This window comes from Kocuria sp. CCUG 69068 (assembly GCF_020833785.1).
GTDB lineage: Bacteria > Actinomycetota > Actinomycetes > Actinomycetales > Micrococcaceae > Kocuria > Kocuria rosea.
This window is the reverse complement of sequence record NZ_PDDL01000007.1, coordinates 26,246-39,236: the sequence shown is the minus strand read 5'-3', so window position 1 is coordinate 39,236 and position 12,991 is coordinate 26,246. Positions and strand designations below refer to the sequence as shown.

Annotated in this window: 14 protein-coding genes, 1 pseudogene and 1 riboswitch; of the genes and pseudogenes, 7 read left to right on the top strand and 8 right to left on the bottom strand. The window is 66.5% G+C overall.

Features of this window, described 5'->3' with window-relative positions; translation table 11 throughout:
• Nucleotides 1-186 precede the first annotated feature (186 nt).
• From CRM73_RS02575 to CRM73_RS02550, 6 genes are read right to left on the bottom strand one after another with little or no spacing between them, the layout of a single operon-like run.
• Nucleotides 187-1,164: a hypothetical protein gene (locus tag CRM73_RS02575; RefSeq protein ID WP_229586751.1), complete on the bottom strand. Its 978-nt coding sequence runs from the start codon at nucleotides 1,162-1,164 to the stop codon at nucleotides 187-189.
• Nucleotides 1,122-1,343, bottom strand: coding sequence for a hypothetical protein (locus CRM73_RS02570; RefSeq protein ID WP_229586753.1), 222 nt, complete (start codon nucleotides 1,341-1,343; stop codon nucleotides 1,122-1,124). The genes CRM73_RS02575 and CRM73_RS02570 overlap by 43 nt, the downstream gene beginning before the upstream one ends.
• 2 nt (nucleotides 1,344-1,345) lie before the next feature.
• Nucleotides 1,346-1,816 (bottom strand): hypothetical protein, encoded by a 471-nt coding sequence (locus CRM73_RS02565; protein WP_229586721.1) that lies wholly within the window; start codon nucleotides 1,814-1,816, stop codon nucleotides 1,346-1,348.
• Nucleotides 1,813-2,745, bottom strand: coding sequence for an AAA family ATPase (locus CRM73_RS19875; RefSeq protein ID WP_229586720.1), 933 nt, complete (start codon nucleotides 2,743-2,745; stop codon nucleotides 1,813-1,815). Before CRM73_RS19875 ends, CRM73_RS02565 begins: the two co-directional genes overlap by 4 nt.
• Nucleotides 2,655-3,110, bottom strand: a complete 456-nt coding sequence (locus tag CRM73_RS02555) for a hypothetical protein (protein ID WP_229586719.1) — start codon at nucleotides 3,108-3,110, stop codon at nucleotides 2,655-2,657. The genes CRM73_RS19875 and CRM73_RS02555 overlap by 91 nt, the downstream gene beginning before the upstream one ends.
• Nucleotides 3,107-4,072 carry a restriction endonuclease gene (locus tag CRM73_RS02550; protein ID WP_229586718.1) on the bottom strand — a complete coding sequence of 322 codons (966 nt, stop codon included), beginning with the start codon at nucleotides 4,070-4,072 and terminating at the stop codon, nucleotides 3,107-3,109. Before CRM73_RS02550 ends, CRM73_RS02555 begins: the two co-directional genes overlap by 4 nt.
• A 266-nt stretch (nucleotides 4,073-4,338) precedes the next feature.
• Here CRM73_RS02550 and CRM73_RS02545 point away from each other — a divergent pair, with 266 nt between their 5' ends.
• The gene (locus tag CRM73_RS02545; protein WP_229586716.1) at nucleotides 4,339-5,931 is read left to right on the top strand and encodes an exonuclease domain-containing protein; all 1,593 of its coding nucleotides are present in this window, start codon (nucleotides 4,339-4,341) and stop codon (nucleotides 5,929-5,931) included.
• Nucleotides 5,932-5,980: 49 nt separating this feature from the next.
• The gene (locus CRM73_RS02540; RefSeq protein WP_229586714.1) at nucleotides 5,981-6,160 is read left to right on the top strand and encodes a Fic family protein; all 180 of its coding nucleotides are present in this window, start codon (nucleotides 5,981-5,983) and stop codon (nucleotides 6,158-6,160) included.
• On the opposite strand, the gene CRM73_RS02535 is transcribed toward CRM73_RS02540, so the two are convergent.
• Nucleotides 6,105-7,352: a hypothetical protein gene (locus CRM73_RS02535; protein ID WP_229586712.1), complete on the bottom strand. Its 1,248-nt coding sequence runs from the start codon at nucleotides 7,350-7,352 to the stop codon at nucleotides 6,105-6,107. The genes CRM73_RS02540 and CRM73_RS02535 overlap by 56 nt on opposite strands.
• Before the next feature lie 517 nt (nucleotides 7,353-7,869).
• Here CRM73_RS02535 and CRM73_RS02530 point away from each other — a divergent pair.
• From CRM73_RS02530 to CRM73_RS02515, 5 genes and pseudogenes are all read left to right on the top strand, one after another.
• The gene (locus CRM73_RS02530) at nucleotides 7,870-8,655 is read left to right on the top strand and encodes a hypothetical protein (protein ID WP_229586710.1); all 786 of its coding nucleotides are present in this window, start codon (nucleotides 7,870-7,872) and stop codon (nucleotides 8,653-8,655) included.
• A gap of 16 nt (nucleotides 8,656-8,671) precedes the next feature.
• A complete protein-coding gene (locus CRM73_RS02525) occupies nucleotides 8,672-8,839 on the top strand; it encodes a hypothetical protein (protein ID WP_229586708.1) in 168 nt (55 codons plus the stop codon).
• A gap of 15 nt (nucleotides 8,840-8,854) precedes the next feature.
• Nucleotides 8,855-8,977: pseudogene (locus CRM73_RS19650) on the top strand (hypothetical protein); the annotation flags it as partial.
• A 73-nt stretch (nucleotides 8,978-9,050) separates the two neighbouring features.
• A complete protein-coding gene (locus CRM73_RS02520) occupies nucleotides 9,051-9,836 on the top strand; it encodes a TIGR03084 family metal-binding protein (protein WP_229586706.1) in 786 nt (261 codons plus the stop codon).
• A 554-nt stretch (nucleotides 9,837-10,390) separates the two neighbouring features.
• A riboswitch (cyclic di-AMP (ydaO/yuaA leader) is annotated at nucleotides 10,391-10,577 on the top strand.
• 5 nt (nucleotides 10,578-10,582) lie between these two features.
• A complete protein-coding gene (locus CRM73_RS02515; RefSeq protein ID WP_370658513.1) occupies nucleotides 10,583-11,083 on the top strand; it encodes an NlpC/P60 family protein in 501 nt (166 codons plus the stop codon).
• Between the two features lie 75 nt (nucleotides 11,084-11,158).
• On the opposite strand, the gene CRM73_RS19870 is transcribed toward CRM73_RS02515, so the two are convergent.
• Entirely contained in the window at nucleotides 11,159-12,955 is a 1,797-nt protein-coding gene (locus CRM73_RS19870) for an ATP-binding protein (RefSeq protein WP_229586705.1), read from the bottom strand.
• Between the last annotated feature and the right edge of the window lie 36 nt (nucleotides 12,956-12,991).

The following is a 12,991-nucleotide window of genomic DNA, read 5'->3' as shown; positions in this document are numbered from 1 at the left end:
ACGCACTGACCAGGAGCGTCCGCACAGTATGAGCCTCGATGCGCCCACGTGGATTTCTCGGGGTCGCCGAACGGATTGAGCCGGAGGATGGCCGCTTCGGGCGTGCAGGCTTCGCCGGTCTGCCCGGCTTTTCCACTTCGAGTCCTCGCTCGTGTGGTCAGGGCAACATCATCAAGCGAGATCCTGCTACATCGCCGGAGACCCGACCACGGACAGCAGTCCCCCATGGATCTCGCTCGGCGACGCCGCCAGGTCCACCGTCAGCACGCGGAGCCGATGTCCCTGCATCTCCGTCGTCACGTCGAGCTCCGGCACCTGCTCCGTCGCCGGATACAGCAGGACGCCCTCGGACCTGGACCCATCGGCGATCCCGCCCTCTTGGCTCCGGACATACGTGTAGAGCTGGGACAGGTGTTCCGAGCGCACGCCACCGCCTCGGTGGGTGGAGCGATGCGACAAAGGCGTCGTGAAATTGGTGTCCAGGACGATCCGCCTCCGCTGCCGTCGGTGCTCCAGAACGACGTCGGCCTCCATCACCGGCAACAGGTCCGCCATGTCGCTCGACAGCTCGGCCGGCCATCGCAGCTGCTGCTTTCCAACGGACCAACCCTCGGCCCGGAGATGGACCGCGTAGAACCTCCGGACGGCCTCCTCGAACAACCGGCGGAAGCTGTGCTCAGAGTAGTCGAGCCCGCGGAGCACCGCGCGGCCCGTCGAGTGGTTGGGCAGGGCCAGCTCCAGCAGGAGCTGGGCGGCGCCGACCATCCTGCGGTCGTCGCTGTCAAAGTGGCTGTAGGTCTGGGTTCGCGGCGTCAGCGGATCGGGACGACCGGCCGTGACGCCCAGCCGTTGCATGTCGGCCACCGCTGCACGGCAATCATGTGCCAGTGACGAGGCGCGGGAGGGACCGGCGGAGCGGGCCCGCCCTGTCTCGGCTAGCCACCGTGCCGCCGTCAAGAGCGCGGCGCAGACGTAGCGGTTCCGCGAAGTGTCGACCGTCAGTTCTTCGAAGTCGCAGGCCACCCGGCCGCGTTCCACCAGCATCCCGCGTGCCGTAGTGATCTGGTCCACCCGGTGCCGCACGTGCGTGAGGACCTCGTGCCGGGCGACATACCCAGGCGTCATCCCACGTCGTAATCGACTCCTGACCTCGGCGAGGAGGATCCGTGCTGCCAGGTCCGCGAGCGCGGTGGGATGCTCTCCGCCTGCACGCGCTCGGACGCCGACAGGTGCTGGTAGAGCTCCGAGGCGTAGAGGTAGAGCAACCACAGGTTCCGGATCGGGATCCGGGTGGAGCCTTCACAGACGAGGACGCCCACGCTGTCGTCGTCGGGCTCCTGCATCGTTATGCCCGGACAGCGAGCAGGCGGTCTGCCGCCGCGTCCGCGCGGTCCGGATCGTCGAGCCAATACTCGCGGAGCAGCGGGCGGATGGAGGTCTCCACCTGCTCGTGGAACCAACTCCCGGCGTCGTCGATGGCGTCCACCGGCGTCACGAAGCTGTGCCCCACCACGAAGTTCGGGCCCAGCGAAGCGTCCGTGCGGATGTGCTCTTTCAAGTCGTCGATGCCGGCCTTCACCGCCCGGACGAATCTCCCCGCGGCCACACCCGGAGTTCTGATGCGAGCCGCCGTCCATTGCATCCACGCCTCGTTGAGCTGGGGCTCGAGCGTGATGAAGGAGAACCGGCGGCGCAGTGCCAGGTCGGCGAGCGCCAGCGAGCGGTCGGCGATGTTCATCGTGCCTACAACATGCAGGTTCGGCGGCAGCCACACACCGCCTTCGTCGTCGTCCTCCTGGACGTAGGTGAGGTTCATGGCGTGCTCCGCGGAGCGCTTGGAGGCCTCGATGAGCGTGAGCATCTCACCGAGCGGGCCGGATTACCACGGTTGATCTCCTCGATCACCATGACGTGATTGATCTCAGGCGCCTCCTGCGCCCGGTCGGCCAGGCGCAGGAAGGGACCATCCTTCAGGGCCAGCTCAGCCGCCCCGGCTTCGGTGACTTCCGGCCGATAGCCCCGGACGAAGTCCTCGTAGGAGGTGTTGGGGTGGAACTGCCCGACCCGAACGGTGTCCGCTCGTCGTTCGTCCGCGAGGATCCACCCGAGCCGTTGAGCCAGCCAGGTCTTGCCCGTTCCGGGAGCTCCCTGGAGGATGACGTTCTTCTTGTGCCGCAACGTGTGGAGAACGGACTGGATCTCCGAACGCGGCAGGAAGCACCCGTCGGCGATGAGGTTCTCAATTCCATAGCTTGAGTTCTCGCCGGGAATTGAATGCGCCTCCGCCTCCGCGTTTACAGGCGTCACCCCGGCTTCTGGCACTTGGGACTTCTCATCCTTGTTCACAGACGGCCACCTTTTCTCAGCGTCATGGGACATGGCCGCGATGTTGCGATGCTCAGCGTCAGGAGAGGACACGTACTCCTGTACCTGACGAAGCAGATCCACGTAGGCGTCCACGGCGATCTCAGTCTTGGGGCCGGGCACTTCAAGTCCGAATATCTCCCGCGCAAGATTCACATGGCTCTGTTCGAGGGGATAGAAGACATCCGGGCGGGCGCGGAAAAGTCCCCTGGCGACCCTCCACCCCAGGTTGGTCCCTCGAAGCACTGATGCCAGAGCGCTGCGGAAATCCCTCTCCCTGGTGGAGTCGTTCAGATCGTTTGCCCATGCGCAACCAGCACTGAAGACGTGCCAGAAGAGTTCGATCTGGTCTTTCCGGTCTCTCTCATACTGGAACCACACGCTTGGTGGAAGTGCGTCACGGAGGCGCCCGCGAAGCCCGTCGGGGCAGGCACGTCGATTCCGAGGCGTTCCCTGACGTTCGTCGCGATGCGAGCGCGACGATTGCCTCTGTTGAACATCCACATGAAAGTGAACGGGCACATGTCTTGGACAGGCCCCACCGTTCCGTCCGAGTACTTGTCCTGATGGACCTTGTACCCGGCATCCGACCAGATCGCTCGGTACATCGTCGCAAGCGCGGGCCGGTCGTCCTGATACTCAAGCAGCCGGGTAGCAACGGCTTCGTAGAAGGGAGTCCAGTGGAAGGGATCTTCCGGTGACGTCTCCGGACGGTCGGCGGCCTCCGTCATGGTCACGTTCGTCATCGCCCCTCCGACTCTCGGTCCACGACGTAGACCTCCCGCAACGGCATCCGGGAACGCCACTTCTGCGGCAGGTCCTTGTAGTGCCGCAGAGTCATCTCCACGACATCCTGGCCAGTGAGCAGCCGGAGGTCCTGGCGGACGCGCTCCAGGTCTACGGCGTCCTTGCTGTAGCTGCCCATCGTGACGAAGAGTCCCAGTTCCCCGACGGAGAGCGTGCCGATGAGCCGTTGGACATCCGGGCGGCTCTGCACGGCGGCCGTGTGCTTGCACTGCACCTTGAGCAGCGGTGGTTCGAGGCCCAGTGGGTCCTTGTGCGCGACGACGTCGACCCCGCCGTCCGCGACATAGGGAGTCACTCGTGCCTGGTATCCGATGGCGCGCAGCAGATCGGCGGTGAAGTACTCGAACTCCTCGTGGGTCAGCTCCTCCAGCAAGGTCTTGCGCACGAAGTCCTCGGTGTACTGGTGGAGTTTCCCGGCGCTGGGCTCGTCGGCGGCCCACTCGTCGAGGTGTTCCGCCTCCTCGTCGACGACGACGGGGCGCGGCGCCTCCTCGACCGTCCCGGATGGCTGGTCGAGGTAGGTCAGGAAGGCGGCGACGTTGTTCTTCACACGGAAGAGCGTCAGCGCGGACCCGATCTCGTACAGAGCCTTCTGCGGGAAGATCCCGCGGGGGACGCCCGTACGGATCCACTCCACCCGACGACGGTGGTAGTGCTCCTCCACCTCGGGATGGAACTCGTACTCGCCGACCACGCGGCCGAAGTTCAGGGTGCCGTCCGGCTTGTACGGAGCGATGACCAGGTCGCCGATCTGCATCTCGAAGGTGAAACGCAGCAGGATGCCGGCCCACACGGGGATGGCCCCCGGTTTGGCCTCCGGGTAGGCGCGCTCCACGGCCGCCTTCATCCGGGTGCGGTCGTTGCCGATCACTTTCAGGTCACCGATCTCGTCCCATCCCACACTGACGAATCCCTCGTCAACGAGCTCGGTTCTCAGTGCGTCGTTGTGGATGCCCCATATCGCGGTCGCCGACATACGTTCCCCTTCGTTCTGGTGGCCCGCAGGAGCGAATGGCTGCTGCGGGTAATGCTTGCCTGGTGCCAGCGTATGCTTGGGTGCCTTCGTAAACTGGTATGGAACACGTGCGTCGGCCCGAGTCCGCCGCGTCCCCCGACCACCACGGCGGCGACCGGCTCGGCGTACCTCACAACCAGGGGAGCATTGCCATGAGCACCGTGTCCGGGCTGGACTTCGTCGCCGTCGACTTCGAGACGGCCAACGGCAAACGAGAATCAGCGTGCGCCGTCGGCGTCGCCGTCGTCCGCGGCGGAGAGGTGACGAACTCCGAGTCGTGGTTGATCAGACCGCCGTCTTCGGCCGCCTGGTTCAACCAGCGGAATACGGCCATCCACGGCATCACCAAGGAAGAATGCATGGCTGGCGGCATCCCGTGGCCCGAGACCGCGCAGCGTCTGGAACAGCTGTGCTCCGGTCTGCCCGTCGTCGCGCACAATGCGTCCTTCGACGAGGCCGTGTGGGCGGCGGCCAACCGGGCCTCCGGCGTGGAGGCACCTCTGCCGGCGTTCCACTGCACGCTCCAGCTCTCTCGAGGCCATCTGGACCTGGTGAACCACAAGCTGCCCACCGTGGCGCACCATCTCGGCCTGGACGACTTCCCGCACCACCGCGCGGAGGCCGACGCGATGGCCGCCGCACAGATCACCGTGGAGCTGGCCCGCCGGACCGGTGCCTCCACCGTGGACGAGCTATGGGAGCGGGCCCCGCGCCGCTCTGCGACGGGGTACTCGGCGGCGCGACCGGCGAGCACGAGACGTGCCCCCGATTCGGTGTTCCGCTCGCAGACAAACCGTCCCACGACCGGGCCGTCGCTGGCCGATCCGGGGGTCCCTGCGCCGACATCCTTGGACGGGGAGGTCGTGGTGATCACCGGGGAACTCACGTTCGGCGAGCGTGAAGCCGTCGAGGAGCGCTTGCGCGAAGCAGGAGCCGGAGTCGCGAAGAGCACGACCAAGAAGGTGACCTGTCTGGTCATCGCCGCGGGCGCCGACGTCCGGAACCCGCCGCTGACCGGCGCCACCGGCAAGGAGAAGCTTGCTGTCCAGCGCATCGGGGAGGGACAGCGCATCGCCGTGATCGGCGAGCCCGAGCTGCGGGAGCTGCTGGAGCAGGCGGAGGTCGGATCGTCCGCCGAGACGGACACCGCTCCTCCGGCCGTCCTCGAGGAAGACGAGCCGGCCATCGGCGCAGCGACCCGCTCGGCTGTGGAGGAGCCGGTCTTCCCAGCAGTCGAGAAGTCCGAGGAAGTCGAACTGCCCTCCGGAGAGAGCCGAGAGACGGCCGTTCCGGCCGAGGCACCGATCGATGCTCCGGCACCCGCGGCGGAGGAACAGACGGTCGCACGGCCCTTGGCCCCTGGGCCTGCGGAGCCCGCCTGTCCTCAAGAATCGTCGTATCCGGCTCACTCCGACTACTCCATGTACCAGCCGAAATCTGCCGGATCCCCGCCCCGGTCCGTGCCGGTCCCCTCGACCGCCGGTCAGCAGACGCCGTCGTCGACGACGAGGTCGGAGCGCCGGTGGGTTTTCCACGTGGTGATGTGGTCAGCCATCCTCTTCCTGACCGTGGGCATGCTCATCGTCGGCATGGTCATGAGTCTGGTGGGAGTGCCGGAGACTACGTGGGCTGCCGTCATCGGGATCTCCTGGCTGATCGCTCCGGTGGTCTTCCTCGTCTGGCTGGTGATGACCATCGTCCGGGTCGTGCGCTCCCGCAGACAGCGGGACGATGGATCGGCGTAGCCGCGGGCAACCCTCTCCCCCGCGGCCCGCCAGAGTCCCCGCGCCCTGAGTGAGGCCCCTGGCCCATCACTGCGACCAGGTCAATGACCTTCACCCGTTCCGCGAAGGCAACGGACGCACCCAGCGCTTCGTCTTCGACCAGGTTGCCGTCGCCGCTGACGGCCGGCACTCGATCAGTTCTGCTCGGCGTTTTCCTCGTCATCCCCGCGCCGGCGGCCCGTTCTCTTGACGATCCTGCCGGAGAGATTGCCCGTCGCGGCTCTGGCGCGGTCGAAGGTGTCGGTGCCGAGGTTCTTCGCGGCGCCGACGCCCTCTGCCCCCGTCTCCAGCACCTTGTCCTTCACGTCTGCGGCCGCGTCCACCCATCGTCTCGCCTCCAACGCCTCCCGGCCACGCCCGATCCCGAGTCGCGTGTGGAAGTCGACGACGACGACGGCGACATCGTTGCTCGCCTGCACCACGGCCCGGGAGTCTCTCGGGTGCAGCAGCACCTTGGTGTTGGCCGTGCCGGCGGCCACATCCATACGGGCCATCAGACGCTCGGTGCTCCGGGAGATGAGGTCCCTCCGGTTCTGCCGCGCGGCTCGCAGCGCGATCCGGTGCTGGTCCAGCTCCTCCGGGGATGCATCGAGCACCCGGTCGAGTTCGAGCACGGCGAGCGCGTCCTGCAGCTGGAAGCACCGGGCCAGAACGGCGAGCCACTCCCGGGTCTTGGCCTCGGCGTCCTTGGACGTCTTGGCGAGATCACCGAGCTTGGTCTTGCGCTCCATCTTCTCGGCGAGTGCGTCGAGCTGACGCAGAGCGTACGCCTGGGTTCGAGCGATCGTCACCGACGTGGCCTGCACCTTGGACCACGTGACCTCGGAGACCCGGCCCACCTGCTCCCGAATCAGCATGGCCTCCTCGATCACGAAGTCCAGCCCGATCATGTCCGCCAGCACGGCGTCCTTCTGGGCCCGGAGGACGTCATCGACCTTCTCGTCAATCGTGGCGAGATAGTCGCTGATTTCATCCATGGTCTGCTGCATCGCGAGCTGCGCCATGAGCCCCGCGGCACCGGCCAGAACCGCCGGATTGGTGAGGACCGAACCGGGTCTTGCCAGCTCCAGTAATCCCTTGACCTTGCCGTTCTCCGTCAGCACGGCGCGGCTGATGCCGGGCTGCGAGCCCTTCATCAGGGAGTGCTTCCGGAGCGCTTTGGCGGACTCCTCGGTCAGCTTCACCCATCGGCCCGAGCCAGCAGCAATCGCAGAACCTGCCTGTGCAGCGGCGGCCCCGGCGCCGAGGGCAGAGCCGAGCCGTTCCATTCCCATGTCCTTTCCCGTCAGCCCCTCAGATGTGAGAAAACGTTCGACAACCGCCGGATCCCCGATGATCGCCAGCCCATCGCCGTCACTGATCAGTTGGATCTCGTCATTCATTGTCGACTCCTGACGGTGGGCGGGGAGAGCGGCTCCCCGCTGAGGGTGGGGGTGAGGTACGTGGGAGGACCAGGTTCCATGCAATTCCGGAATGGAGGTTTCTGTGATTACCACCCAGCGCGCCTGAGCCCAGGGTATTCTGCCGCCTCGGTGGAATCGGTCTTCGCACCACCGGTCAGCGGCACTGACCCGGCCAGGCAATGATCAATGCCCTGCCGTGGAGACGAAAAGGTCTGCCCGCGGAGTCCAGTTTCTGCCGGGCTCATGTGCTCGAACGAGGTTTGAGGCGGCACACAATGGCACATCGACATGTCCTCTTGGCGAGGGACGGATTTCCCTTTCCGGGTTTCTTACCAAAGGCAGGAGCGCGCTTGCAGCATGGCCTTCTGGTCGCGGGTCATCGCTGACCAGCAACGACGCTCTGCCCTCGAAACAGCTGTGGCATATTCCATGGCATTCCGCTACTTGCTCGTAACATGCACTTGGTTCGGCAGATGATCAACAAGCGAGGAACACCGTGGCACAGGACATCAACACTCCATCGGGTGTGCAGAAGAAGAAAAAACGCAGCTGGTTAGCCCCCCTCATTGCCGGCGTCTCCGCCGGTGCGGTGGGCCTCGTGGTGGGGTTTGGCGCGGGCGTCGGCGCCACATCAGCCGAACAGCCGGTGGCCCAGTCCAGCTCGGCGACATCGGAATCCTCAGCAGGCGGACAGGAGATCACCGATGAGACGAACATGGAACAGTCCGAATCGACAGAAGAACTGGTGGTCGATGAGCCCAGTTCTGAGCGGGCGGTTCCAGGCGGTTGGGGCATGACGATGCCCGCAGAAAGTGATGTTCAAGCCATCGGACAACCGGCCGAGAACAAGGGCCTTGTCATGACGGTGGAGAAGTTCGTGGAAACTCCGACCATCACCATCAACGACTCCGGATACCGCTCCGACTCCCCGCTTGCCGAGTGGCGCGATGTGCCGCCCGACAAGGAGGGGAAGTTCTTCGTCGCTGAGACGACGATCAAGAACAACACCGATTCGGCACTCGATCTGACTTGCAGCTCCCCCGTCGATATCCGGTTGCTGGACGAAGAAGGGAAGTTCTTCGGGCCGATCGAGAACCTGTACGAGATGCAGGGCAACCCGGAGTGCAACTACCAGCTCGAACCGGGATTCGAATCGAAGATGAACTACGCCTTTGCCGCACCCCATGGCGCGAAGGCGGAGATGATCGTCTTCGCGCCGACGAGCTTCGACGATGACGACTACGGACAGCCGGGCACCGGCATCGGGGTCGGCCAGAACTGATCGAAGGTGTTCCCTCGTGGAAGCAACGGCCGCCGCCCAATGGATGGTCGTGGCCGAGCGTTCGACCCCGAACGACATCGCCGAGCTCATCGTCCCGGCCGGGCAGCCCATGGCCGCGTCCAGAACCTTCTGCGACAGCGCGGTCCTTGCTACCAAAGGGCTGATCGTCCGTGATGTCCAGTGACCGACCGGGCGGAAGGTCGAGGTCTGCTTCCTGCCGTACTCGGCCATCAGCATGTGGTCGTCCGAGAACGCCGGGACTTTCGATGTTGACGGCGAACTGGACAGCGCCTGGCTGCCCACGAGATGCCCACCGACGTAGAGTTCCCCGAGAAACCGCCACGCAACCTGACTGGCATGATCCCCAAGTAGGAGCCGCGCACCGTGATGAGCCGATGACCCGCCCCGACCCCATCGCGCTGCTGGCCGACCTGCGCCAGGAGGGGGACCTGCTCGAGGAGTTGCTGCGTCCGCTTTCTGCCGCGGATTGGGATCTTCCCACCCCGGCAGAGGGGTGGACGATCCGCCACCAGGTCGCCCACCTCACCTGGACGGAGCGGACCGTGCTGACCGCGCTCGAGGAGCCCGAGGCCTTCGCCCGGTTGCGGGAGCGGTTCGCGGCGGAGGCCGACGTCGTCGACCGCGAAGCCGAGCAGAGCGCGGCACGGCCCCCTGCCGAGATCCTGGCGTCCTGGCAGGACAGCCGGCGCCGCGTGCTCGAGCGGCTCGCCGCCGTGCCGGAGGGCGAGCGCATCCCGTGGATCGGCCCGCCCATGCGAGCGCCCATGATGACCAGCGCCCGCATCATGGAGACCTTCGCCCACGGCCAGGACGTCCGCGACGCCCTCGGGGTTCCCCCGGTCGCCTCGCACCGGCTGCGGCACGTCGCCCATCTGGGCGTGGCCACCCGCGACTACGCCTTCCGGCAGCGCCGGCTGGCCCCGCCCGCGGAGCCGTTCCGCGTCGAGCTCACCCACGAGGACGAGACCTGGACCTGGGGATCGGCCGAGGCCGGTCAGCGCGTCCACGGCCCGGCCCTGGACTTCGCGCTGCTCGCCACCCGGCGCCGGCACCGCCAGGACGGGAGCCTCGTCGCGGAGGGCCCCGACGCCGACGCCTGGCTCGACATCGTCCAGGCCTTCGCCGGCCGGCCGGGTCCGGGGCGACCCCCGCTGTCGTAGGCAGGTGAGGATTGGGCACACGTGCGGGAAGGCTCTTCGAGCGCCGCCCCGATGCCAACGTGGCACAGAATGCAGAGCACGCACCCCGGACGCGTCCGTGAAGAAAGTTGGCCCACGGCGAACCATCATCACGAATGCAACGCTTTCTTTTCGTGAATTCTTGACTGGACCCTGAGACGCACTAAAGAAATCGTTCTTTCCGCCCCGTAGAAAAGGGACCGCTTACGTCGACGATCAAAGGTCCCGTCGAGCTTTCCCGGCAAACGGTCGCGCCATGACACGGGTGGCGCCACCCGGACCTCGACTCCAGGGCAGGGCATGCTCGCCCGTCGAGACGACCCGGGCAGAGCCCCAGGTCAAGACTACTTTCGTCTCGAACTGAGCCTCCCCGGAGATCTCCATCGGCGCCCCTCACCGAACCACTTCGCCTGAGTGCGGAGGCGCATTGCCCGGCCGTCACAGAAGCCGAGACACGCCCGTGATCAAAGCGAGACTTTTCCGTTATCTTTCAATTAGTGTTCTCTCCGTGCCGGTCGCCTCACCGATCGGTATCCCCGTGCACATCGCCGAATTCTGCCGGTGCCCGGGGCCCCCAGAACACATCGCTCGGCAGAAGCGGGGGAACCATGAACGGTCCCTCCCCCGGGACCTAGGGGTTAAGTCGTCAGGGCCCCCATCCTGACGACCGGGTGTCTCCCACCCGCATCCGACAGCTCACCTCGCAGGCAAGAGGGAGGACATCACTCATGCCCGTTTTCCAGTCCCGCATGCCCCGCCACCGCGCCCAGAGCTCGTTCCGCCTCGGACGCACCGCGATCCTGACGGTCGCCGGCGGCGCCCTGGCGCTCAGCAGCGTGGCCCCCGCCCAGGCCGCCCCCGCCGCAGCCCCCCAGCAGCTCGTCAGCATCCAGTCCCAGTCCGGCAAGGCCGCGACCATCGCCGCCGCCGCCAAGAACCAGCTCGGCGTGGGCCAGGACTGCACCGCCCTGGTCACCAAGTCCCTGCGCGCGGCCGGGATCAACCACCACGGGTGGCCGGCCTCCTATCTGAAGCTCGGCACCCGGGTCTCCGCCGCCCAGGCCCAGCCCGGCGACCTGGTCTACTACGCCAACGGCGGCATGGGCTTCGCCCACATCGCCGTGTACATCGGCGGCGGCAAGGCCGTCCATGGCGGCTGGAACGGCAACCAGACGGTCATCCAGACCGTCAACGTCGGCTCCGGTCCCGTCTACATCCGAGTGCGCTGACACTCCACGCAGGATGCGGGTGTGCGGTTCCCGTCCCGACGGGAACCGCACACCCGAGTCTCGTTACGGGGCGCCTCAGGACACCGAAAGGCGTCGAACACCTTCAGCCGTGACCCTGTACCGGCGCTTGCGACTGGTGGGAGGAGCCGTAGCCTCGAGCATGCCACGGCCGATGAGCTCGTTGATCCGGCTCAGCGTCCGGCTGTAGGTCCATCCCAGGTGGGCGGCCACCGGTCGCGTGGCATCCAGGCCCTCCGCACCCACAGCACGCAACACGGACTCCAAGTCTTCGTCCAGGACGATCGTCCCGCCGGGTCGAGGCGCCGACCTTTCGGGTGGGCTCGATGGGTCGACATCGGGCCCGGCCACTCGGGAAGACAGCGCGACGTCCGGTGAGAGCTGATACCGGGCATAACGTCTCCCGCCAGAACGCTCGGCCAGCCCCCGGTCCACGAGGTCGGTGAGTGCCGCGGTGGCTTCCCGGCTGTCGAGTCCCCAACTGCGCAACCGCTCGTTGGACACCTCGGTGCCGTGGTGGAGCATCGCCAGGGCCATGTGCTGGGCATCGGTGAGGCCGGTGACGCCCAGGGAGGCGATCCATTCCACGGTGTCGGTGTCGAGAAGGGCATGCCGGGGAACGGTGACCTTGACGTGGCTCAGCGTGGCCTCGAACTCGGGCGGGGTCATGCCTGCAGCGCGCAGCGTCGCCATGATCCGGGGAATGCCCGACCCCCTGTTCTCGCAGACCACCTCGCGCCGGCCCGGGAGTTCGACGTCGGAGAGCAGACGAGCAAGCAGACCGTTGCGCGAGGACGTGATCTCATCCGCGCCGAGCCCCCCGACCTCGACGCCGCCGTAAAGCGAACCCGGGTTCTTGACGACGAGCCGATCTGCATAGAGCTCGATCTGCACTTGGGTCCCCCTGGCCAAGGGCCCGTAGTCCCGGTGCATCAGGGCGTTGACCACGAGCTCGCGCACGGCTTCGAGCGGGTACTCGTATCGGTCCGACCGTCCAGCCCCCTGGATGACGGCGCCACGCAGCATATTGCGCTCCACCGCGGCCACTGCGTCCTGCACCATGACCGGCAGCGGACCGTCGACGGTCTGGTTGTCGAGAAACCGTCGTCCGTCCTGGGTGGTTTCGCCCATGGTGGTTCCCGGCAGCGCCACGAAGGTGACGTTGAGCTGCGGGAAGAACTGCTGCGGGTAGATGCCCAGGCACAGCAGGCCCGCCAGTGACGGAACGAGGTTCTCACCGTCCCGCACCAGTACGCCCAGGCGGGTGAGAGCGACGTCGTCGGACACTCCGGCGAAGGCCCGAGGGGAGCGCTCCCGCACGCGGGTGAGCAGCGCGGAGACCGCTTGGGGGTCGAGGTCAGCGAGCGCGGCCTCCCTGACCGGCTGCTGATCATCGGTGGGTTGGCCCTGGTTGGCGAGAAGCTGAGTGACCTCGTACTGGGTCAGTTTCCGATCACCGTCGCCCACGCGGAGGTAAGAACCTCCGTAGACACCCCGGGCCGTCACGTAGCACGGCTTCTCGCCGGAGTTCATCTCCGGGACGTCGATCCGGACGATGCGGGCTCCTTCGAACGGCTCGATGGCGATCTCGCACCGCACCGCGGGTGTCATGGAGTCCGCCGCCATGCCTGCCGCAGCATCCCGGATGGCATCGGCGTCGAACGACGCCACCGGCGTGAAGTCCTCGTCCTCACTCAGTCCGAGGAGAACGATGCCTCCCTCCCCGTTACTGAAGGCACTCAGGGTCTCCTTAAGGGATTTCGGCATTCCTCCCGCCGCCGCTTTGACCTCCACTTGCGTGGGCTCGGTTCCGCGACGACGGAGATCGGCGACGACCTCGTGTGTTTCGCTCACGGAACTCCCCCACTCGTTCTCTCATTCACTTGTCAC